The 21,285-nt window shown below is 61.8% G+C and carries 17 protein-coding genes; 3 read left to right on the plus strand and 14 right to left on the minus strand.

All coding sequences use genetic code 11. From position 1 onward, the window contains the following. Positions 1-60 precede the first annotated feature (60 nt). From FHT32_RS34010 to FHT32_RS34035, 6 genes are all read right to left on the minus strand, one after another. Positions 61-1,041 carry a tripartite tricarboxylate transporter substrate binding protein gene (locus FHT32_RS34010; RefSeq protein ID WP_256099275.1) on the minus strand — a complete coding sequence of 327 codons (981 nt, stop codon included), beginning with the start codon at positions 1,039-1,041 and terminating at the stop codon, positions 61-63. A gap of 45 nt (positions 1,042-1,086) precedes the next feature. After that, a complete protein-coding gene (gene pcaD / locus FHT32_RS34015; protein ID WP_176668945.1) occupies positions 1,087-1,893 on the minus strand; it encodes a 3-oxoadipate enol-lactonase in 807 nt (268 codons plus the stop codon). Between the two features lie 8 nt (positions 1,894-1,901). Beyond that, a complete protein-coding gene (locus FHT32_RS34020) occupies positions 1,902-2,921 on the minus strand; it encodes a tripartite tricarboxylate transporter substrate binding protein (protein WP_176668946.1) in 1,020 nt (339 codons plus the stop codon). Between the two features lie 128 nt (positions 2,922-3,049). Then, on the minus strand, positions 3,050-5,149 hold the full coding sequence (locus tag FHT32_RS34025; protein ID WP_176668947.1) for an acetate--CoA ligase family protein: 2,100 nt from the start codon (positions 5,147-5,149) through the stop codon (positions 3,050-3,052). A gap of 4 nt (positions 5,150-5,153) precedes the next feature. Then, the gene (locus tag FHT32_RS34030; RefSeq protein ID WP_176668948.1) at positions 5,154-5,945 is read right to left on the minus strand and encodes an enoyl-CoA hydratase/isomerase family protein; all 792 of its coding nucleotides are present in this window, start codon (positions 5,943-5,945) and stop codon (positions 5,154-5,156) included. Between the two features lie 34 nt (positions 5,946-5,979). Further along, on the minus strand, positions 5,980-6,897 hold the full coding sequence (locus FHT32_RS34035) for a tripartite tricarboxylate transporter substrate binding protein (protein ID WP_176668960.1): 918 nt from the start codon (positions 6,895-6,897) through the stop codon (positions 5,980-5,982). A gap of 236 nt (positions 6,898-7,133) precedes the next feature. On the opposite strand from FHT32_RS34035, the gene FHT32_RS34040 reads away from it, so the two are divergent. Next, positions 7,134-7,934 (plus strand): IclR family transcriptional regulator, encoded by an 801-nt coding sequence (locus FHT32_RS34040; protein ID WP_176668949.1) that lies wholly within the window; start codon positions 7,134-7,136, stop codon positions 7,932-7,934. Between the two features lie 264 nt (positions 7,935-8,198). Here the strand turns inward: FHT32_RS34040 and FHT32_RS34045 are convergent, their stop codons facing one another. From FHT32_RS34045 to FHT32_RS34060, 4 genes are all read right to left on the minus strand, one after another. Beyond that, a complete protein-coding gene (locus tag FHT32_RS34045) occupies positions 8,199-9,509 on the minus strand; it encodes an FAD-binding oxidoreductase (RefSeq protein WP_176668950.1) in 1,311 nt (436 codons plus the stop codon). Positions 9,510-9,766: 257 nt separating this feature from the next. Beyond that, positions 9,767-10,777, minus strand: a complete 1,011-nt coding sequence (locus tag FHT32_RS34050; RefSeq protein ID WP_218088541.1) for a 2-dehydropantoate 2-reductase — start codon at positions 10,775-10,777, stop codon at positions 9,767-9,769. A gap of 11 nt (positions 10,778-10,788) precedes the next feature. Beyond that, positions 10,789-11,556 (minus strand): class II aldolase/adducin family protein, encoded by a 768-nt coding sequence (locus FHT32_RS34055; RefSeq protein WP_176668951.1) that lies wholly within the window; start codon positions 11,554-11,556, stop codon positions 10,789-10,791. 169 nt (positions 11,557-11,725) lie between these two features. Then, entirely contained in the window at positions 11,726-12,604 is an 879-nt protein-coding gene (locus FHT32_RS34060; protein ID WP_176668952.1) for an alpha/beta fold hydrolase, read from the minus strand. Between the two features lie 157 nt (positions 12,605-12,761). On the opposite strand from FHT32_RS34060, the gene FHT32_RS34065 reads away from it, so the two are divergent. Together FHT32_RS34065 and FHT32_RS34070 are read left to right on the plus strand one after the other, a co-directional pair. After that, positions 12,762-14,063 carry an NAD(P)/FAD-dependent oxidoreductase gene (locus FHT32_RS34065; protein WP_176668953.1) on the plus strand — a complete coding sequence of 434 codons (1,302 nt, stop codon included), beginning with the start codon at positions 12,762-12,764 and terminating at the stop codon, positions 14,061-14,063. A 68-nt stretch (positions 14,064-14,131) separates the two neighbouring features. Then, the gene (locus tag FHT32_RS34070; protein ID WP_176668954.1) at positions 14,132-14,857 is read left to right on the plus strand and encodes a TetR/AcrR family transcriptional regulator; all 726 of its coding nucleotides are present in this window, start codon (positions 14,132-14,134) and stop codon (positions 14,855-14,857) included. A gap of 108 nt (positions 14,858-14,965) precedes the next feature. On the opposite strand, the gene FHT32_RS34075 is transcribed toward FHT32_RS34070, so the two are convergent. Genes FHT32_RS34075 through FHT32_RS34090 form a run of 4 tightly spaced genes read right to left on the minus strand, consistent with a single transcriptional unit; the run spans position 14,966 to position 21,203 of the window. Next, the gene (locus tag FHT32_RS34075; RefSeq protein WP_176668955.1) at positions 14,966-15,934 is read right to left on the minus strand and encodes a YCF48-related protein; all 969 of its coding nucleotides are present in this window, start codon (positions 15,932-15,934) and stop codon (positions 14,966-14,968) included. Between the two features lie 14 nt (positions 15,935-15,948). Further along, positions 15,949-18,330: an RND family transporter gene (locus FHT32_RS34080; RefSeq protein WP_176668956.1), complete on the minus strand. Its 2,382-nt coding sequence runs from the start codon at positions 18,328-18,330 to the stop codon at positions 15,949-15,951. Between the two features lie 25 nt (positions 18,331-18,355). Beyond that, positions 18,356-20,065, minus strand: coding sequence for a DUF1302 domain-containing protein (locus FHT32_RS34085; RefSeq protein WP_176668957.1), 1,710 nt, complete (start codon positions 20,063-20,065; stop codon positions 18,356-18,358). 19 nt (positions 20,066-20,084) lie between these two features. Beyond that, positions 20,085-21,203: a DUF1329 domain-containing protein gene (locus FHT32_RS34090; protein WP_256099276.1), complete on the minus strand. Its 1,119-nt coding sequence runs from the start codon at positions 21,201-21,203 to the stop codon at positions 20,085-20,087. Positions 21,204-21,285: the final 82 nt, after the last annotated feature.

The raw sequence follows: 21,285 nt of genomic DNA on the forward strand, positions 1-21,285 counted from the left end.
CAGCAGATGAGAGAAGCGGCGATGCGTGCGTGGGCGGGCCCCGTGAAGCCGGGTTGCGGACTACTCGGCGATGATGCCGTTGGCCTTGATCAGCTGGCGCCATTTCGCTTCTTCGGCGCGCTGGATGCGCAATGCCTCGGCGGCGCCGTCAAGCGTGAGCACCAGGCCTTCGGCTTCGGCCCTGCGCTGGAAGCCCTCTGTGCGGCTGGCCTTGCGCACGGCGGCACCCAGCCTTTCGATGGCCGAGGCGGGCGTGCCGCCCGTGACGAACACGCCGTACAGCACGTCGGCCGAATAGCCCGGCGCACCCGACTCGGCGAAGGTGGGCACATCGGGGAACAGCGGCGAGCGCTTCGCGCCGGTCACGCCGAGCGCGCGGACCTTCTCGCTCTTGATGAAGGGCGCCACGCTTGGCAGCGTGCCAAACATGAGGTCGACCTGCCCCGCGAGCACATCGGTGATCGCTGGCGTCGCGCCGCGATACGGTACGTGCGTCATCGACAGGCCCGTGCTGCTCTTGAGCAGCTCGGCCGCCAGGTGCGTGGTGGTGCCGTTGCCGGCGGAGGCATAGCTCAGGCGCCCTGGCTCCGCGCGCAGCCGCTGCAGCAGGTCGCTGGCGGAGCGCAGCGGGCTCTCGGCGCGCACCACCGCCACGTTGGGCGCCACGCCCAGCAGCAGCACCGGGACCAGTGCTGTCTCCGCTGCATAAGGCAGCTTGGGATACAGGCTCGGCACGATTGCGATGGCGCTCGTGGTCAAAAGCAGCGTGTGGCCGTCCGGCACGCTCTTGGCAACCACGTCGTTGCCGATCACCGTTCCTGCGCCCGCCTTGTTGTCGACGATCACCGGCTGGCCGAGTTCGCGCGACAGGCCTTCGCCGAGCGCCCGCGCGAGCACGTCGGTGCCGCCACCCGCCGGAAAGGGCACCACCAGCCTGAGCGGCCTGTTCGGAAAGCCCTGCTGCGCGCGCGCGGCAGTACACAGGCCCAACGTCGTCAGGCCGGCAGTGGCGGCCCATTGGCCCAGAAGTCTTCGTTGCATTGCGTGTCTCCTCATTCGACCAGCCCGCGAAGGCTGCCTCGTGGCTCAGGCGGCCTTCGCCGTTGCAGAGTCCAGGAACATGCGCAGCACGCGGTTGAAGCGCCCGGGCTGCTCGATGCAGGTCATGTGCGCCGCATCGGCGATCACCGCCAGCGTGGACTCGGGCAGGTGCCGGTGCATCTCCAGAGACGCGGCCAGCGGCGTCCCGACGTCGTGCTCGCCCACGATCACCAGCGCCGGACAGACGATCCGGTGTAGTTCGTTCGTGGTGTGCACGGCGGCTATGGCTGTGCAGCAGCCGGCCCATCCATCGACGCTGGTGGAGGCGATGACCCGGGCGACGCCTTCGACGACGCCGGGTTGCTTCTCCTTGAAGCCCGCCGTGAACCAGCGCCCGATGGCCGGCTGCACCAGCGGCTGCACGCCCTGCTCGCGCGCCACGCGGATGCGTTCGTCCCACACCGACTGCGGCGTGGCACCGTGCTCGCTGGTGGTGTCCGCCAGCACGAGTGCCTGAACGCGTTGCGGATACTTCAGCGCGAACGTTTGGCCGATCATTCCGCCCATGGAGAAGCCGATCCAGATGGCCTGCGCGATGCCCAGGTGATCCATCAAATCGGCCGTATCGTCGGCCAGCGTGTCCAGGGTGAAAGGTCCGTCGCCGGCGCCGCTGCGGCCGTGTCCGCGCGTGTCATAGCGCAGGACGCGGTAGCGCTCAACCAGTGCCGGCATCTGCGCGTTCCACATTGAGATGTCGCAGCCCAGCGAGTGCGACATCACGAGCCAGGGGCCCTGCGTGCCGTCGATGGCGTAGTGGATGGCGCCACCCTCGGCGCGTTCGAGAAGGTTCATGGTGTCTCTCACAGCGGCGCCATGCCGGCGGCCTTGGCGATGCGCTTGTACTTGGCCACCTCGGCCTCGATCAGCCTGCCGAATTCGGAGGAAGTGCCGGCCGACACGTTCACACCCATCGCCTCGAGCTGCTTCTTCACCTGGGGGAGGCTCAGGATGCCGGTGATGTCCTTGTTGAGCTGCGCCACGACCGCAGCCGGCGTCCTGGCGGAAGCCAGCAGGCCGTACCAGAAGCTCCATTCGTAGCCTGGAACGCCGGCCTCGGCCGTGGTGGGAACGTCGGGCATCTCGGCGATGCGCCGAGGGCTCGTCACGGCGAGCGCGCGCACCCTGCCGTCCTTCACCATGCCCATCGCCGAGACGTACGGCGCGATGTGGAACTGCACGCGTCCGGCGATGGTTTCGGTCATGGCTTCGCCCACGCTCTTGTACGGAATGTTCACGCCCTCGACGCCGGCCTGCTGGCACAGCAGTGCGGCCGCGAAGTGCGAGCTGCTGCCGACGCCTGCCGAGGAATAGCTCATCGAGCCGGGGCGAGACCTGGCCTGCGCGAGCATTTCGGCGAGGTTCGCGGCCGGCAGGTTCTTCGGCGCGACGACGAGCGCCGGCCCGTCGCCGATCATGGTGACGGGCGCGAAGTCGCGAAGCGTGTCGTAGCCGGGGTTGGCGAAGACGGCGGGGGCCGTGGCATGGGCCGGCGACACGCTCAGCAGCGTGCTGCCGTCGGCGGGTGACGCCAGCACGGCCTTGGCTGCGAGCGTGCCGCCCACACCGGTCTTGTTCTCGACGATGGCGGGCAGCTTCCAGCGCTCCGACATGGTGGCCGCGATCAGGCGCGCGGCCGCATCGGGCACGCCGCCCGCGCCGAAGCCGACGATGAAACGGTAGCTCGACAAGGCTGGCGCGGCCAGCTCGCCCCCGGCGCCCTGGCCTTGGGCCCACGACGGAAGGGCCGCGCAGGCCGCACCGGCGGGCAGCCAGCGCAGCAGCGCACGGCGTGACGAAACGTGCTCAGCAAGCAGATGCATGAATGTCTCCTGTTGTTCGCTGCCTCTATTCGAGCTGGGCAGTCTGGGTTCGGATGCGGAGCGCCGTCCGCTCCGGCTTTGGGAGGGACGGCAAAGCGCACGCCTTGCCGGTTGCAATCCAGGGCCGCTCAGGCCAGCACCACCACCCCATCGGCGGCGCGCGCGCCCTGCCCCTGCGGCAGCACGAAGACGGGGTTGATCTCGGCCTCGACCAGGCGCTCGCCGAGCTGGGCGGCCATCCCCGAGAACGCGACGATCGCGTCGACCAGCGCCTCGACGTCGGCCTTCGGCCGGCCGCGGAAGCCGTCGAGCAGCGGCCAAGTCTTGAGATCCTGCGCCATCGACAGCGCCTCGGCACGGCTCAGCGGCTTCAGGCCCTGTGCATCCTGCACGAGCAGCCGCATGGTGGTGTCCTTGAAGAGCTCCGCCGTCACTCCGCCCATGCCCAGCAGGATGGCCGTGCCCAGTGCATCGCGGTGCATGCCCAGGATCAGCTCCGTGCCGCCCGCCACCATCTCCTGCACCAGGAAGCGCTGTACATCCGTGCCGGTGCGGCTCTTCACCTCGCTCGCCATGCGGCCGATACGCTCGCCGATGGTGTCGGCGGTCAAGCCGACGGCGACGCCGCCCACGTCGCTCTTGTGCGTGATCTGCGACGACAGGATCTTGAGCACGACGCGCCCGCCCAGCTCGCGCGCGGCAGCCTCCGCCTTGGCCGGCGAAGCGACCACGCGTTCCGCGGCGCAGGGCACGCCGAAGCGCGAGAACAGCTGCTTGGCCTGCGCCTCGTCGAGCGAGCCGGAGGGCAAGTCGCCGGCCTCGACCAGCGGCAGCGCCGAGTCGTCTTGTGCAGGCGCGACGAAGCGCTGCACGCGCAGCATGCCGGCCAGCGCGGCCGTGCAGCTCTCGGCGGCGGTGAAGGCCGGCACGCCGCGCCGCGTGAGCAGTGCGCCCACTTCGGGCGCATGCGGGCTCACATAGGCCATCACCGGCTTGTCGGAGTTCGGCAGGCATTCCTGGATGGCGCCGGCCAGCAGCTCGGGCATCGCCAAGCTCGAGGAGCCGACGATGATCACCAGCGCGTCGTAGCTCGGGCTCGCCAGCAGCGCGTTGATGGCGCCGCGCAGCAGGTCGGGGCGCAGGCCCGCAAGCGTCACGTCGATGGGGTTGCGATCGAGCACAGCTTCGCTGCCGGTCTGCAGTGCGCGCAGCGCATCGGCAGTGTCGGCGTCGGGCGCGGGCGTGTCGAAGCCTGCCACGCCCAGGTCGTCCGATACCAGCGTGCCGGCACCGCCAGTGGAGGTGAGGATCGCGACGCGCGCACCGCGCAGCTTGCGGCCCGCGGCCAGCGCGGCAGGGATGTCGAGCAGGTCGGAAAAGCTCTGCGCGCGGATCACGCCAACCTGCCTGAACAGCGCGTCGTACATGCTGTCGGCGCCCGCCATCGCGCCGGTGTGGGACACGGCGGCCTTCGCGCCCGCCTCCGAGCGGCCGATCTTGAAGGCCACCACCGGCTTGCCCATGCGCGCGGCCTTCAGGCAGGCGGCGCGGAACCTGGCGGGGTTGCGCACGGTCTCGACGTAGAGCGCGATCACCTGGGTGGCCGGATCTTCGGCGAGGTGGTCGATGAAATCGGCCAGTTCCAGGTCGACCTCGTTGCTCGTGGAAATCAGCTTCGACAGGCCGATGCCACGCGCCGCGGCACGTGACAGCAGCGAGCCCAGGATGCCGCCGCTCTGCGAGACCACGCCGATGCCGCCGGCCTGGAACTCGTCCATCTCCAGCGCGCCGGACGGCGACAGGACGATGTTGTCCGTGAGGTTGACGAGGCCGATGGTGTTCGGCCCCAGGATGCGCATCGCGCCGGCCGCCTCCACCAGCTGCTGCTGGCGCCGCGCGCCCTCCTCGCCGGTCTCGGTGTAGCCGCTGGCCAGCACGATGGCGGCGGCGCAGCCGCGCTGTGAGAGCTCCTTCACGGCCATGTGCGCACGCTCCGCGCCCAGCAGCACGACGGCGACGTCGGGCACTTCGGGCAGCGACGCGATGTCGGGGTAGCACTGCAGTTCGCCGATGCGCTCGACCTTCGGGTTCACCGGCATGATGCGCCCCGCGAAGCCGTGCTTCTGCAGGTAGGCCACCGGCCGGCCCGTGGTCTTTTTCGGATCGGCTGAGGCGCCGATGACGGCGACGCTGCGCGGGGAAAGCAGCCTTGAGATGGCTTCGTTCATGGCGTCACTCCTTCGAAGCCGTCTTGGCCAGGAAGGCCTCCACCGAGGCGCGGTGCTCGCTGCTGGTGTAGCAGATGCCCTGCGCCTGGCTGCCCTGCGCGAACACGGCGTGCGAGGAAAGCTCGAAGCTCTGATTGAGGATGGTCTTCGTCAGCGCCAGCGCGGTGGAGGACGCAGAAGACAGCTCGCGCGCCCATGCCTGGGCGTCGGCCACAAGGGTCTCCGCGCTGGTCTTGCGATCGACGATGCCGAGCGCGAGGGCTTCGTCCACTTTGACCTGGCGGCCGGTGAAGATCAATCCCTTGGCCTTGGGCAGACCCACGCGGCGCGGCAGGAAGTACATGCCGCCGCCGTCGGGAATGATGCCGCGCAGCACATAGCTCCAGGTGAAGCTGGCCCACTCGCTGGCGATGACGAAGTCGCACGCCATCGCGGTGTCGGCGCCCAGCCCCGAGGCGGCGCCGTTGACGGCCGCAATCACCGGCTTGGGCATGGTGTGAAGCAGGGCCTGCACATGGTGCACGCGCTGCTGGCGGTGCCAGCCGTTGAAGCCCACCTCTCCCGCAGGCGCGTTCATGCGCTTCTGCATCCCGCTGATGTCGCCGCCCGCGCAGAAGCCCTTGCCCGCGCCAGTGAGCACCATCGCCCGGATGTCCTTGTCGGCGGTCACGCGCTCCAGCACGTCGATGAATTCGGTGCGCATGTCGTCGCTCATGGCGTTGCGCTTGTCCGGGCGGTTGAACGTCACGGTCGCGATGGCGTCCGTCACCTGATAGTCGATGAGGGTGTAGGTCATGTTCTTCTTCCTGGGGCGGGCCGGTGGCCGCCGTTCAATCGGCCTTGATGCCGTTTTCCTTGATGACGCGCGCCCAGCGTTCTTCCTCGGCTCGCACATAGGTGTCCAGCTCCGTCGGCGGGCCGGCATTGATCACGAGGCCTTCGTGCTCGATCTTGCGAACGAAGTCGGGCGCGCGCGCCGCCTTGCGGGCCGCGGCGTTGAGCCGCTCGATGACGGCCGCCGGCGTGCCGGCGGGCACGTACAGGCCATACCAGCTTTCGACCACATAGCCCGGCACGCTGGCGGCGATGGCTGGCACGCCCTTGAGCGCCGGCGAGGGCTCGGCCGTGGTCACGCCGAGCGCGCGCAGCTTGCCGCTGTCGACGAAGTTGGAGACCGCCGCGGCGGTGCCGAACATCATGTCGACCTGGCCGCCGAGCAGGTCGGTCAGCGCCGGACCGGCACCGCGGTAGGGAATGTGCGAGAGCTTGACCTTCGCGAGGTTGGCGAACATCTCGCCGGCCAGGTGGGCGGAGGTGCCTGCCCCCTGCGACGCGAAGGTCAGCTTGCCGGGGCTGGCCTTGGCGGCGGCGACCAGGTCGGCCACCGACTTGTAGGGGCTGTCGGGACGCACCACCAGCACGTTGGGGCCGCGCCCGATGAGGATGACCGGCGCGAAGGCCTTGTTGCTGCCGTACGGAAGCTTGGGCTGCAGCGCCGGATTGATGGCATGGGCGAACGAGGCGACCACCACGCTGTAGCCGTCCGGCGCACTCTTGGCCACGTTGTCCGTGCCTATCAGCGTTCCGGCGCCGGGCTTGTTGTCGACGATCACGGGCTGCCCCAGATCCTTGGACATTTCGACGCCCAGGGTGCGGGCGATGATGTCGGTGCCTCCGCCCGGAGCGAACGGCACGACGAAGCGGATGGGCTTGTCGGGGTACGCGGCGAACGCCGCGCTGAAGGCCATGAAGCCGAGAAAGAAAAGGAAGAGCGCGCGCAACCGGCGCAAGCCATGAGCAGCCATGATCTGTTTGTCTCCAGAACCAAGTAGTGAATCCCCGGCAATCGCGAACGTTCTTGGCGACGTCGCATAGGGGTGCACTGACTTTAGGAGGAAGCGCTCGGCTTCGGGGGATGCAATTCCACTGCTTGGAATTTCCCTGCGATGATCGCCGGACCTTTGGACACTCACCGTCGAGCGCCATGACCGATCCAGCCCGCTTCTTTCTCGACCACAAGCCGGGGCGCTCGCCCGCCAACCGCTCGCTGGAGCGCGGCATCGAGATCCTTCGTGCGTTCCGTCCTGGCTCGGAACTTCTGGGCAACGGCGAACTGGCCGAGCGCACGGGCCTCTCGAAGGCCACGGTCAGCAGGCTCACGCAGACCCTGGTGGGCAGCGGGATGCTGCAGCTCGACAAGGCCGAGCGCGCCTACCGGCTGGCACCTGCGGTGCTGAGCCTCTCGCATGCCATGCGCACCGCGTCGCGCGTCTTGCAGGCCGCAGCCCCGCGCATGCTCGAGCTGGCGCGGCGGCGACACATCAACGTGGGACTGGCGGCGCCCGACCGCGAGGAGATGGTCTACCTCGAATCCATCCGCTACGCGAAACGCGCCGCGCTACGGCATGTGGTCTCCGGCCAGCGCGTGCCGATGGAGCTCACCTCGCTCGGGCGCGCCTACCTCGCGGCGCTGGCGCCGCAGCACCGGTCGCAGCTCATGCAGCTTCTTTCACGGCGCCGCATGCGCTGGAAGGCGATCGAGTCGGAGATCAAACAAGCCTGCGCCGACGTGCGATCGAAGGGTTTCTGCGCCGCGGCGTGGCAGCCCGAGGTGGTCGCCCTGGCCACCCCGCTGGAGGTGGAGGGAACGATCTACGCGCTGAACGTCAGCCTGTCGACGCAGGAGTCGATCGCTGCCATCGCGCAGGAGCTCGGGCCTTCGCTGCTCGGCCTGGCACAGGCCGTGCGCCACGAGCTCACAGTGCGAGAGCCGAGGTCTGGTTGAACTGACGCCCGCGCGATCGCAGAGCCGCACAAAACCGAGGAAAAGGATAGCGAAGTCTATTGACAAACCGATGCTTCGGCCTATTCGGTGCCGAACTCGCCGCGGTTGTACTGCCCTTTTCCGCAGATCAGATTGGTCAACAGGGTGTATTTCTTGGCCGCATCACACCGTCCGATGTCGCCACTGCGGGTGTTCTGGTGACCATCTCGCTACTCCAACTTTGCGGTTTAGCCGGTCAAGATTGCGTCGGCCTAAGATGCATGCCTATTTCTCAAAGACGAGTCGCGGCTGCATTTTCCGACCAATCTTTCGAATGTCGCGGCGCATGGCGGAACTCAGGCTGCGAACCACCGGCGAAACGATCATCCGACTGGGCCAATCGATCTTTTTACGAGTCACAAGCCATGATGCCGAATCCGTTGTACGACGATTGAGCATGAGCCCGGCAAGAGTTCGTCCGTTGCTAGTGCCTAGTGGCATCCCGTGACCCCAGCATCCATTTGCATAGCCTATCCGATCATCGGCAAGCAAACCCACATGTGGGATAAAGTCCCGCGTTGTCGAGATCGGCCCTCCCCAACTCTGCACTGTCCTGAGGTCTGAGAGGGCGGGAAAAAAGGATGCCAGATGGCGAGGGCCCTCTGTGAGAAAGTCCTTGCTGATGTCTAGCGACATTTCGTTGCCCTGTGGGACTCTCGCGTAGTAGCCACCAACGTAAAGTAACCGGCCGTCGCGAGTCGGCGCAAAAGAATAGAACAGCTTCGACATGAGGTTGACGCCCGCTCTGCGTGGCCAGTTCAAGGCCCCCCATTGCGACTCCGACAAGGGTTCGGTCACATTGGCGTAGACGAAAACAGGCGATTGAGACCGAATCATTCCCAGATCTTCAAGCCCGGGAAGAAGGTGGGAATATGCGTTCGTTGCAACCACCAGCTTCTGGCATCGCAAGGTGCCTCTTCCGGTGCGCAGGGAGATGCAACTCGGCTCGCGCTCTATACACACCACCGGACTGTTCTCGTGAACCTGCACCCCGAACCTCTGTACGACGAACTTAAGCTCTCGCAGGTACTTCAGTGGATTGAACTGACCGCCGCGCCGATCAAAGACGGCTTTGCCAAAGTATGGGCTTTGAAAGGACCGCGCCACCTGCGCCTCCGAGATCGGTTCGAGGAACGAGTCCTGACCGATTCCTCGGCAAAACGCCAGATACTCGTCAAGCGTTTCACTCCCATCGGCTCTGAGTCCCATTTCGAAGTAACCCGTTTGCTCATAATCGCAAGCGATGTCGTGCTCGTTTATCAGATCTTCGATCGTCGAGATACCTTCGTGAATGTAGGTGTACGCCTCTCGTAACTTCGCCGCGCCATGGCGTCTCATTTGCGCCTTGAAGTCGCTCTCGCCGAACGCAACAATCAACTGCCCCGCATTTCGCCCGCTCGCACCAAATCCCACCACCTCGCTCTCGAGCAGGGCGACAGAGGCATGCTGGTCCAGCTTTTTCAGGTGATACGCAGTCGAGAGGCCGGTAACGCCACCACCCACTACGCAAACATCGACGTTAAGAACGCCCTCCAACGGTGCACTGGGTGCGTACGGTTCGGCAGAGTGAAACCAGTGGGATCGGCTTCGATGTAGCAAGTGCGTCCTCGGTGGAGTTGGTGTGGGTGGGTTTATCGGGGTTTGCAGGGGCACGCTACCCTACAGAGCCTTGGTCTGATCTTTATTCCGAACCATCGGGTCACAAGGTCCACGAACAAACGTTCTCATCGGCGCGATGCCGCCCGACGAAGGGCGCGGCTCTCTGGAACTGCAGATTTGATGAAGGTGAAGAACTAGCTCAGGTTGAGGGCCCGAATCAGGGCGTCTGGCGACATGTGCCGGTCGCCTCCTCTTTCAGCGACGTGTATCAGTTCGCATATCGCTTTGTTCGTTTCCGCAGTTCCCCCGTACTGGGCCGCGAGGCGAACCACTGCGCCATTCAGATCGTCGACTTCCGTCAATCTTCCTGCTTCCAGGTCCTCCCACATCGACGACCTCGCTTGCGGATCCATGGCGGAGATCGCGGGAACGGCGGTCAGATACTGCTGATCTTCCAGGCAGAGCAGACCCGGAATTTTTTCGCATGGAAGTCCGCCGACCGCCGCAGGCTTGATCGAGGCAGCATCCAGCACCATCAAGGCCTCCTCGACGAGTGCGGCCAACACGCGTCGATAGCCACGGGTAGATAGCTGCGCGCGGAGCGGCTCGCCCGACAAAGCGTTGATCGGATTATTGAGGTTGAGGAGGAGTTTTCCCCATTGCACCTCGACAAAGTCGGTCCTGAGAGTCAACGGAAGCCGCGCAGTTGAGAACAGCGAAAGCCAGGGATGCCATGCTTCGTGACTTTCCACCATCAATTCACCGAGTGTCGCGCGGTGCAAACGACCGTCAGGAAGTTGCACGACATTGAAGGGAATCATTGCTCCCACAACGATTTGATTCGGAAGCGCGTCTCGAAGCTTCTGGACGTTGCCGACCCCGTTCTGGAAGCTTGCCACTATCGAGCCCGGCTTCGCGAGGCGTCCGATGTCCGGCAGCACACCATCCGTATCGGCGCTTTTCACTGCGACGATCAAGAGATCGCTCGGAGGGACTCCTGCGATGCTATCCGAGAATTGGACGGATTCGGCAGGAATCGAGACGTCCCAGCCGTGGAGATCGGAGACATGCAATCCATGCTTCTTGATCCGCTGCCCCATGGCGCTGCGACCGATGAAGCGAACATCGGCGCCGGCGTTAAGTAATGCTCCGCCGACAAAGGCGCCGATCGAGCCCGCGCCAAGAATGGTGATAGTCGATGCCAAGGCGCCCTCCTTCAGGCAGAGTAGCCTGGATCGAGTCGATCGAGCTTGCGCAAAAGCGACGGCCAAACGAACTCCCCTGCCATCCCTGCGGTTTGCACCTTCATTGCGTGAGCCACTCCCGTGATGATCTTGGGGTCTACTTGGACGAGCTCACTACCTCCCGATTGAGCCGCAATTTGGATTTGACAGGTAGTCTCGAACGTATACATCGCGAGGAAGGCATCGGCAATGGTCCTTCCACAGGTCAAAAGACCATGGTTACGCAATAGAAGAAAGTTTGCGCTCCCCAGGTCCGCCTGCAGACGCGACTTCTCGTCGTCGTGAATCGCGACTCCTTCATAGTCATGGTAAGCAAGCGATGAAAGTACGAAAGTCGCCTGCTGGCTGATAGGCAAGATGCCGTTCTTCTGAGCGCTGACGGCAATGCCCGAGCGCGTATGCGTGTGAAGAACGCACTGAATGTCCTCGCGCACGGCATGCACCGCGCTGTGAATCACGAAGCCGGCTGGATTCACCGGATACGGCGAATCGATGATCTTCTTGCAGTTCTGGTCCACCTTGATCAAGTTCGATGCTGTGACCTCGTCGAACATTAACCCGTAGGGGTTGATCAAGAAATGATGTTCCGGTCCTGGGATACGTGCGCTGATATGGGTGAAGACCAGATCGCTCCAGCCATGAAGGGCGACCAAGCGATAGCAAGCCGCGAGATTGACTCGAAGTTGCCACTCCTCGTCGGAAACGAGACGTTGCACTTCAGATTGCACGGATTTGTTCATGAACCTTTCCTTTTTATTAGGCACTGATATTTGATTGGAGCGATATGCAATCCCGCCGGAGTCACACAGCGGAGGTCTCTGGATTCAGAACTCTGGTCAGGTGAACAGGTGCGGCCGCTGACGCAGCCTTCGACTGGCAGGAGGCCGGCAATTCCGAGTCCAAGAGGCTTCACGCGTCTGCGGACGCCTTCCGAAGCAGCGCACGAATAGCCTCAAGAGACTCGGGTTCGTCGAGGAGCGGCGGGTGCCCACGGCCCTTCACCGTTGTGAGCACCGTGTCCGAGTGGCGTTCGAGCATGCGCTCGACAGTGTCGACCGTAAGAAAGTCGGAATGCTCACCACGTAACAGCGCGATGGGCACCCCGCGCGTAGCGAGATATGCGTCCCACGCATCTGGGCTCTCACGTCCCATCCGAGCAGCGTCTGCCAGAACGAGCAGATCGAAGTCGCGGGCATACCGTCCAGGGGTCATCTCGCGATAGGCTCGAAGCATCAGCTTTACCCATTGATCTTCTTTTAGATCGGGGTACTGGGCGCCGAAGTGATCCTTCACCCGCGCTAATGCGACATCGAAGCTGTAGTCTGCATCTTCGGCGTGCCCGGCGGATCTTTTCACGGACGCCGAGCCGATCTCGGCCCCGATGTCATTGAGGACGATCCCACGCACACGCGCAGGAGCCTCTCCCGCCATGTTCAAACTTATGAGTCCTCCTAATGCGATGCCCAGAACCGCGACACGGTGGACGGCGACATGGTCAAGGAGGCTCCAGACGTCTTGCACGAGAAGATCAAAGTGATACTCCTTGACATCCGTGTACCGAGCAGAGAAGCCTCTGCCCCGCAAGTCCGGAGCAATCACTCGAACGCCCGACTCAGCAAGAACTCGCCCCAATTCTTCGAAATCGCGCGAGTTGCGCATGAAACCGTGCAGGCATAAGAGCGGGACGCCTCCTGTGCTGGTCTGAGGCACGAAGTCTCTGTAGAAGATGCTCGCTCCAGAGCGCGAAACAAACCGATTCTCGGTAATTCGGATCTCATTCTTGGCCATCAGGGAACTCCTGTGAGTGAAAAGTTGGCGCGACTGGCGCGACCATCGAGGTGAGCCTCGAGCGGTGTCACTGTATCATTAATCCGATGTTAGTCAACTTTGAGGTAAACTCATGTTGCGCGCATGTGCGCTCCACATTCACAAACCAAGCGAAGACATGAGTGACACGAACATCGTCATTGGCGCCGGCATCACGGGCCTGACCGCAGCCATCACCCTTCAGAACGCAGGCAAAAAGGTGGTCGTTGTCGAGGCATCAGAGCGGCCGGGCGGCAGGCTGGTGAGAATTGAACGAAACGGCGACGCAGCTGAGGCAGGCGGCCAGGGAATTCACTCAAACTACCGCGATATGCTCGGACTCATCCGAGCCGAAGGCCTTGGCGGTGATCTCATGCCGCAGTTAAATCATCAAGCCGGCCACCTGAGTCGGCAAGGAGCTCTTTGCTATCCCAAGGGGAATTTAGGCTTGGCCAAATTGATGGGCCCACGAGGTACGCGAGACTTGGCTTGGTTCGTCACGCGATATCTTATGCTGTCGAAAAAATTCGACTTATTTGAGTCGTCTGTCGATATTCCAGCTTACGACAATGCGACCGCCGCTGAAGCGTTCAGTTGGGCCGGAGAAGGGTTTCGAGACTATGTTTTGCGCCCCGCGGCACATGCCATGTCGAACACGACGCCAGAATTCACAAATTTTTACTTTTTGTTGAATTTGATGAAGCTGGTAGCTACCACAAAGGTGATGACCCTACGCCGGGGAAATGCATCCATTGCAGAACATCTGGCAAAAAAACTGGATGTTCGATATGGCGTTGGAGCCAAAAAAATCTTGACGAAGAAAGGCGACACTGAAGCGGTGCTTCTCGAAGATGGGAAAACACTCAAAGCAAGCCACGTAATCTTGACTGCTCCAATGGATCGCGCAGCAGAAATCATTCCGGATGATCTAATTGCTGAGCGGGAATTTTTCTCTAAATTCCCGAACTCTCCTTTTGTTTTGGTTTACTTCTTTCTTGATCGCCCCCTCCCAACTGAAGCGTTTGTATACGTCGGACATGCCTTTCGCGACGTTGCCTTCAACATGGCGATCAACCACACAGTGAAGACTCCCCACTTGGTAAAGAGCGGCAAGGCGATCATCTCTGCATGGTCCAGTTTTCCCAGATCCGCTGAACTCATCCGAAAGCCCGACAGCGAAGTCATCAAACAGGCACTGAACGAAATCGAAGTCTTCTTTCCAGGTATCACTGGATGGGTAGAGGAGGCACGCGTCCAGCGGCACAACTGGGGAATCGCGCGCCTCTCCCCCGGCCAACACGGTAAAATCCTTAAATTCAAGAAAAATGTCGAAGCGCTAAGCGGGATTTCGTTCGCAGGAAACGATTACGACGGTGTTCATATGGAATCCGGCGTGCGAGGGGGCTTACGTGCAGCACAACGTGCTCTGAAGCATAAATAATTCCCCCGCTATAGCGTGTCGATGCCCCGCCATCTATTCGAGTCATGCGAAAACAGGGCCCTAGCGAAATGAGCGACGAAATTCCGAACACGAGCCCGGCGCCATCTGTGCGACCGAAAGCCTCCCACCGCAAAGGACGTACGGCCGAGACCACTCGAACGCCTCGCATTCCGACGCAGGAACGGAGCAAGGCACGCTATCAGGCAATCATCAAGGCTGCCGAGGAACTGTTAGAAAGATCCAATATTGAGGATCTCAGTCTTTACGATATTGCAAAACAGTCCGGCATCGCACCGGCTTCCGTGCATTATCTCTTTAGCACAATTACAGCGGTCCACCTCGAATTGCATCGACTACATAATGACAAGCTCACCGAGCGTGTGATCTCGAGCACGGCGCCTCTGATTGCTCAAAAAAATCCCAGCTGGCAAGACTGGATAAAAACGGGCATGAAAGAAGCACGTGACGCGTTAAACAGCAGTCGCCCCATGTCGGAGGTAATGCTCGGTCCGATCATGCATAGGCAAACCCGTTTGACGAATCTTGAGACCAATTTTTCGCTTGGCCGAAAGGCCGTCGAACATTTGCATGCTGTTTTTATAATGCCCGACATTCCGCATCTTGATCGCTATTACGGCTATTCCGCCGAGTTCAGCGACGCGTTGTGGGCCGGAGCCTACTCAGCGCATGGCCGAATAGACGACGAGACATTCGCCGAGTCGGTCAGGGCGACAGTTGCGTACCTCCGCTGCTTCCTCCCAGAGACTTTGCATCTCCGAACAGCGAAACCGTAGCTTCAGTTTGAAGATTTCGGGCTCCAAAACTCGATGTAAACCGAATATATAAGGCCGAGTCCCCAGGGTAACCGAAGTCTCTCGTCAGCGCTGCTTTGGGGACTGCATCTACTTCACGTCTCCCACGACGCCACGCTTCGAAAGCAAGATCCACCGCCGCTCATCGGTGGCCAAAGCCGCAGTCAGCGAGTCGCCTGACGGGCGGACAGCGACCGAGAAGGTCCGTCCACCGTCCCGACTATGAGCTTGCAAGCCATCGAGCCCAATGACCAGGACGTCGTTTCCATTGACCGATATGGCAGTTACCGAGCTTTTGCTTTGAAGGTCGATCAACTGCCATTGTTGAGTGGTTTCATTGCGGCGCATCAAAGTGCCGCGCTGGCCTCCCACGAGCAATGTGCCGTCAGGAAGCGCAGCGCCTGCCCAGAGCGACCCTTTGTAGCCCGTATCAAGATAAGTCCATGTATGCCCCTGGTCCGTCGATCGCAGAACCTGGCCCCGCTCTGCCGTTGCATAGATGGTTCCCTGCTTATCCGCGAACAGACCCAGTAGATTCAGATCCGCTTTCTTGCCTCCCGGAGGCGGCGCCATGTTCTGGGGCGCCCACGTCTTGCCCCCGTCGTCCGTCGTGAGCACGAGAGACCACAAGCCGACAGCAACGCCATGCGTGGAATCAAAGAAGTGGACGGCAAAGAGGGGCCGATCTTCGTCGGTCGAGAGCCTCTGGATCTTCCAATTCTCACCGCCATCGGCCGTGGAAAGCACAACGCCCCAATGCCCCACAGCCCAACCATGAGCCGCGTCTGAAAAGCTCACGCTTGTGAGCGTCGAACTGACCGGGACCTCATGCGCCTGGCGAAAGGTTGATCCCTGATCATCGGACAGGAGCACAACGCCGTTTGCCCCGACGGATACAGCGCGCTTTCCACTCCAGGCAGCCCCAAGCATCATCGCCTGGGTCGCTATTGGCGTCCGTATCGCCGACGTGGGGCGGAGTGCGGGAGCCTCGGTCGCTTGTACTACCACAACGCCGACGGCAAGACCGACCGCTGCAGCGGCGCGAAAAATACATTTCATATCTGACTCTTTGCTCAATGTGCCAATGCTCCAACCGTACGCACCGGCCTGCGTCGGGGGAAAATCCGTTCCAGCCAGACCGCAAACGCCGGCAGCACCGTGATCGCCATCACCATGTTGACGATGAACATGAAAGCCAGCAGCTTGCCCATGTCGGCCTGGAACTTCAGAGAAGAGAACGACCACGTCACGACACCAGCAGCCAAGGTGATCGCGGTGAAGATCGTGGCAGTACCAACCTCCAGAATTGCGTGCTCGAACGCTTCGACGATTCCGAGTCCTTTCGCAAGATGCAACTGCAGGCGGTTGTAGATATAGAACGCGTAATCCACGCCTATACCGACGGCCAGCACCATCACGGGGAGGGTCGCGACGGTCAGTCCGATATCGAGCTCCTTCATGAACCAGTAGCCGATAAAGGTGCCGATCGTCAGAGGAAGGCAGCACGCGAGTACCGCACGAAGATCCCGATAGGCAGCGAACACGAGCAACACGATCGTCGCGTAGACATACAGCATCATCGGCAGTTCGCTGTGCTCGATCTCGTCATTGATCGCCGCCAACACCCCTGCATTGCCGGACGCGAGACGGATCTTTACGCCATCCATCGGGTATCTCGCGCGGAAATCCTTTACCGCTGCGATGACTCCATTGATAGTGGTCGCCTTGTGGTCGGCCAAATAGATGTGAGCCGCGGTCATGCTGCAGTCCTTGCGCATGGTTCCGGGAATCCGGCTTATCTCTACAGCGAGTGCAGAGTAGTTCCCGGAATCGATCGGCACCACCGACATCTTCGGGTTCCCTTCGTTGTATCCCTCGTTGTATTGCCGCAGAAGGGAAGAAAACGAAACGACCGAAAGGACACCCGGGACCGGCTGCATCCACCAGGCAAACCGTTCCTGGTAAGCCCCGATGGTGACGTTGTCGCAGGAATCCGGCGGCGCTTCGAAAGCGACGCTGAGCCAGTCCAGCCCGACGTCGTAGCTCGCGCCGATCGATTGCGCATCACGATTGAAGCGCGCGTCCGGCCGCAGTTCCGGAGCGCCGGCTTGCAGCGTTCCTATGACGCGGTCCCTGCTCTCCCAGGCTGAAGCCACCAAAACGACCGAGGCCGAGAGCAGAACCACCAAGGCAACCCGAGGCTCGGCCACGCGGGTGACAAACCGAAGCCAGCGGGCCCGCTCCGCGCCCTTGCGTTCGGCTCCAGCGGCATACGCCTGGTCTACCTGAACCAGGGAAGCGGCGATGGGCAGCATCACCAAGTTCGTGACGATCTTGTAGGCGACGCCAAGCGATGCCGTCACCGCGAGTTCGCGCACCATCGGAATGGGGACCAGAAGCAGCGTGATGAACGATACGAATGCCGTCACCAGGGCGAGCGTCCCTGGTACGAGCAAGCCTCGAAAGCTTGACCTCGCCGCCTGTTCCGTCGTCTTACCTTGCGATATCTCGCGAACGATGAAGTTGATCTGCTGAACCCCGTGTGATACGCCGATCGCGAATACGAGGAACGGCACCAGGACTCCGAGTGGGTCAAGGCCATAGCCCAGAAGATGCAGCGTCGCAAACTGCCAGACCAGAGACGTCAGTGAACATGCGATCGGCAGCAGCGTGAGCTTGATTGAGCGGCAGTACCAGTACACCGCTGCCGCGGTCAGAAGGAGAGCCAACCCGCAAAACTCGAGGACAGATGATGCCCCCTCTGCGATGTCACCGATCTGCTTGGCGAAGCCGATGATCTGGATCTCGTAGTTCCGATCTTCGAACTTGGAGCGAAGCTCGGATTCGAGCACGCGGCCGAAAGAGACATAGTCGATCCGCTGGCCTTGGGCATCGAACTCGTTGAGGTCGGCGGTGATCATCGCGCTGGTCTGGTCGCGCGACACAAGGCTGCCGATGTAGCCGCCCTGGGCCGTCGACCGTTTGATCGCCTCGACGGCACCGGCATCAAGCCGGTCCGGCGTGACGGTCCCTGGAATGATGGGATCGGCGCGAAACCCGTCCTCGGTGATCTCGTTGACGAACGAATTCGGCGTCCACAGCGATTGCACGCTGCTTCGAGAGATGTACGGCAAGAACGTGAGAGCCTGAGTGACGTCGCTGAGCTTCTTCAGCCCTTCGGGCGTCCAGATGGATCCCGCTCTTGCCTTGACCACGACGGTCAGGCGGTTCGCTCCCAGGAAGTCGTTGCGGTAGGTGTTGAAGGTTTGGACATATTCATGTCCCACCGGCAACTGCTTCTCAAAGCCTGCATCCATCCTCAACTTGAGGGCGAAGAAGCCCATGATCACTGTAAAGACGGCCAGCCCGATCAGGACGGCGCGGCGGTGAGCGAACAGTATGGCTTCGATCCTTGCAAGGAACCGCTGCGACGCGGTGGCTCCACCGGGAGCCATTGCACTTGTCTCTTTCACGTCGGGCCTAGAAGTTGCGGGAAACAACGATGCCGAAGAAATCACGATCGCGTACAGGGTTGTCGAGCAACGTGCGTCCACCCATGAAGCGCGTGTAGTTGGCGCTGACCTGCCAGGTCGCGGGATTCTGAATGAAGTTCACGTAGTAATTCACCGCTGTGACACCCTTCATGAACTGGGAAGAAATCCCGGGGGTTCGACCGAACAGGCCTCTTCGAATGTAGATACCCGGATTGACCTGCCAGCCCTTGATCAGGGAGCCGTCGTACACCCAGTTGAAATCCACGTTGATCCCGCCCGAGTACTTGGTACCTACGGACGAGCCGGGGGTGACCAGAGCACCGGTCTGAACCACATCGTTCAGTTCATTGCCCCACAGCAGCCCTCCCGAAGCAATCGGAGAGCCTGCGTAACTGGACTTGAGATTTGGATAGCCAATGACAACCGTCTCGGTCGTCAGCGTCGCGGTATCCGCTTTGAGAAGGCTGAGAATCGGACCGGCGTTGCCAGGCTGAAGTGCGAGAAGCGATGTCAGATGCCACTGATAGCGCTCGGTATCCGCCCAGCATTTGCCCCCTTGGGCCACGCACCCGCTTGCGGGATTCAGAGGCACCGCGTCTTTCGGCCGGTACGACAGTTCGGTGCCGATGGCCCAGTCCCCCACCGGAAAGTTCGCACTCAGGCCGAACATGCGGCGATTCTCCGGGTAGCGATAGATGGTCGCGCCTTCAGGACTCAGAGACGTCTGGGGCAGCTTGTCGTGATAGTTCATCACGTAGGCGCCGAGATTCAGGTCGGTCCCTTTTGGCTGGTAGCGCAGCGCGAGTCCCCATTGACCGGAATCTTTTGCCCGGGTAGTCGTCACGCCGTAGGCGTTGCTTCCGACGCCGACGACGGAGGTCGAGAAGTAGCTGCCCACAGGCGGCAAGTAGCTCTTGTTCCAGCCCACCTGCACATAGCCCTCCACGTTCACCCCCCCGCCCAGGCCAGCAGCGACGCTCACCATGGGGGCTGGCAGCACGAACTCTTTGACCTGCGCCCCTGGCTGAGCGGCCCGGTTGACGTCGATTGCGTTCGTGGCGTTGATGCCGCCGATCTCGTAGAGGCTCTCGCCCCAACTGATGACCTGGTTGCCTGCACGAACCCGGACCTGCTGCCCCGCCACGTCGAAGGTCTTGCTGACCCAGAGGTCAAGGAGGCGCGCCTTGAACCGCAGATCTCTGCGCGCATCTGCGGAGAGACCACCCTGGATGTTGGGCGGCACAGCCGACACAAAGTCCTGACCGCTCACCGCGCCCGTCGTGTGGGTCGCGGAGAAGTCTCGAGCCCATGCGGCACGCGCCATAAAAGACAGGCCCTCCGAAGGCATCTTGAGCAGAAGCTCATGGGTGCCCTTGAGGTACGTTGTGAACGGCCTGCCCTCCTTGTAATTGATGTTCCCTTGGTCGCTGAGGCCGCTGAATTGCCCCATGATGCCTCCGCCCGTGCGCGCGAAGGTCGTACTGTCGTACGTAGGAGAGACCAGAGAGTTGCTCGGGGATTCGGTTCGAATGCCGGTTCCGATCGAAACGGTTGAATCGAAGCTGCCCTGGATCGACCCGTCGGCGTTTTTGAAGGTTGCCGCCTGCGCGGCACCTGTTGCCAAGGCAATCGCCGCCAACTGATAGCGAACGACTCGCGTCGAGCGGCTCGAGGAGCGAAGGATGATGTTGTTCATTGCTTTTACTCCGCTCGAATCAACGCTCACTGCGCGCGCGCAGACTCTCGGCAGAGTAATAGTCAGGCTTCATCCGGGCGTTGCCCGTGCCGTCGACGACCCATTTCATGTCGGTGCCGTTGGCGAGGGCGGCGCCGTCAATGAGGTAGCGGCCTTCCGCCAAGTTGTGCTGGACGAAAGCGACCGAGTCGCAAGACCCGGTTTCGTAGACAGGAATGACAAACCCTTCTCGAACCTTCCAGGCCTTGCCTTGCGCGTCATAGTCGACTGCGCCCACGAAGGTCCAGCTGTCCTCGTCGATGTAGAACTCCCGCTTCGGCGCGGAGTGGCGCAATCCTGGTTTGACGGTGGCCTCCACAACCCAGACGCGGTGCATCTCGTACCGACGATGCGTGGGGGAGATGAAGTCCGGCTTCAACACGTCATCGGCCTTGGCCTTGAAGTCGTATGGACCGAAGGCGTTGTAAGGAATCACCATCTCCTTCTTTCCAACAAGCTTCCAGTCGAATCGGTCTAGTGCGCCGTTGAACACATAGCCTTCATCGATGTTGTACTGGTTCTCGTAGCCGATCTGAGGCGCATCGTAGGCATAGGCCGGCATCCGGCGCGTGCGCCGCTGGCCAGGAAAATAGTAGAACGCTTCCGAAGCTTTATTGGCCGGCAGTACGAAGACCGCGCCTTGTCCCGCCAGTGCCGTCGGCGATTGATAACTCATCGTGTAGTACGACTCGATCTGATCGGCCTTTGCGAAGGTCGTACTGCTCTTTTCCGCCCACGGCAAGTAGGTGAAGCTGTCAGCAGTTACCTTGATCCATTCGCTGCTGCCCTTGCGCGGAGACACATACACGATCTGGTTCACCATTTCGATGCCCACGCCGCGGTAGTGCACCTTCGCATTGATCATGACCTCCGCCCCACTCTTCGGCACCGGAAATGGAATGCCAGGAACGAACGCGTCCGCGAGACTCAGTCCATCCGGACTCAGCTTCGCAAAGCCGATGTTCTTCTTTGTGTTTTCTGCCACGGCGCTCGGTGCGCCGCACGTGCGACGGCTAGGATAGACATCCATGCTGTAGCCCTTGGTGGACTTGATCAGAGCCACCTGACCTGCATTCAGCTTGTCTGTGTTGATTTCCATCCAGAAGTGACCCACTTGGTCGTGTGATTTCCATCTAAATCTGACCCACGTGATAACCCTAACCTGCTGCTTTTAGCAGCAG

The sequence above is a fragment of the Variovorax sp. SG517 genome, from assembly GCF_013376045.1.
In the GTDB taxonomy this organism is placed as follows: domain Bacteria; phylum Pseudomonadota; class Gammaproteobacteria; order Burkholderiales; family Burkholderiaceae_C; genus Variovorax.

What these genes read in the sequence shown, in the direction of transcription:
- FHT32_RS34010 (WP_256099275.1), bottom strand. Translation starts at nt 1,041, where the DNA reads ATGCAACGAAGACTTCTGGGCCAATGGGCCGCCACTGCCGGCCTGACG.
- pcaD (WP_176668945.1), bottom strand. Translation starts at nt 1,893, where the DNA reads ATGAACCTTCTCGAACGCGCCGAGGGTGGCGCCATCCACTACGCCATC.
- FHT32_RS34020 (WP_176668946.1), bottom strand. Translation starts at nt 2,921, where the DNA reads ATGCATCTGCTTGCTGAGCACGTTTCGTCACGCCGTGCGCTGCTGCGC.
- FHT32_RS34025 (WP_176668947.1), bottom strand. Translation starts at nt 5,149, where the DNA reads ATGAACGAAGCCATCTCAAGGCTGCTTTCCCCGCGCAGCGTCGCCGTC.
- FHT32_RS34030 (WP_176668948.1), bottom strand. Translation starts at nt 5,945, where the DNA reads ATGACCTACACCCTCATCGACTATCAGGTGACGGACGCCATCGCGACC.
- FHT32_RS34035 (WP_176668960.1), bottom strand. Translation starts at nt 6,897, where the DNA reads ATGGCCTTCAGCGCGGCGTTCGCCGCGTACCCCGACAAGCCCATCCGC.
- FHT32_RS34040 (WP_176668949.1), top strand. Translation starts at nt 7,134, where the DNA reads ATGACCGATCCAGCCCGCTTCTTTCTCGACCACAAGCCGGGGCGCTCG.
- FHT32_RS34055 (WP_176668951.1), bottom strand. Translation starts at nt 11,556, where the DNA reads ATGAACAAATCCGTGCAATCTGAAGTGCAACGTCTCGTTTCCGACGAG.
- FHT32_RS34060 (WP_176668952.1), bottom strand. Translation starts at nt 12,604, where the DNA reads ATGGCCAAGAATGAGATCCGAATTACCGAGAATCGGTTTGTTTCGCGC.
- FHT32_RS34065 (WP_176668953.1), top strand. Translation starts at nt 12,762, where the DNA reads ATGAGTGACACGAACATCGTCATTGGCGCCGGCATCACGGGCCTGACC.
- FHT32_RS34070 (WP_176668954.1), top strand. Translation starts at nt 14,132, where the DNA reads ATGAGCGACGAAATTCCGAACACGAGCCCGGCGCCATCTGTGCGACCG.
- FHT32_RS34075 (WP_176668955.1), bottom strand. Translation starts at nt 15,934, where the DNA reads ATGAAATGTATTTTTCGCGCCGCTGCAGCGGTCGGTCTTGCCGTCGGC.
- FHT32_RS34080 (WP_176668956.1), bottom strand. Translation starts at nt 18,330, where the DNA reads ATGGCTCCCGGTGGAGCCACCGCGTCGCAGCGGTTCCTTGCAAGGATC.
- FHT32_RS34085 (WP_176668957.1), bottom strand. Translation starts at nt 20,065, where the DNA reads ATGAACAACATCATCCTTCGCTCCTCGAGCCGCTCGACGCGAGTCGTT.
- FHT32_RS34090 (WP_256099276.1), bottom strand. Translation starts at nt 21,203, where the DNA reads ATGGAAATCAACACAGACAAGCTGAATGCAGGTCAGGTGGCTCTGATC.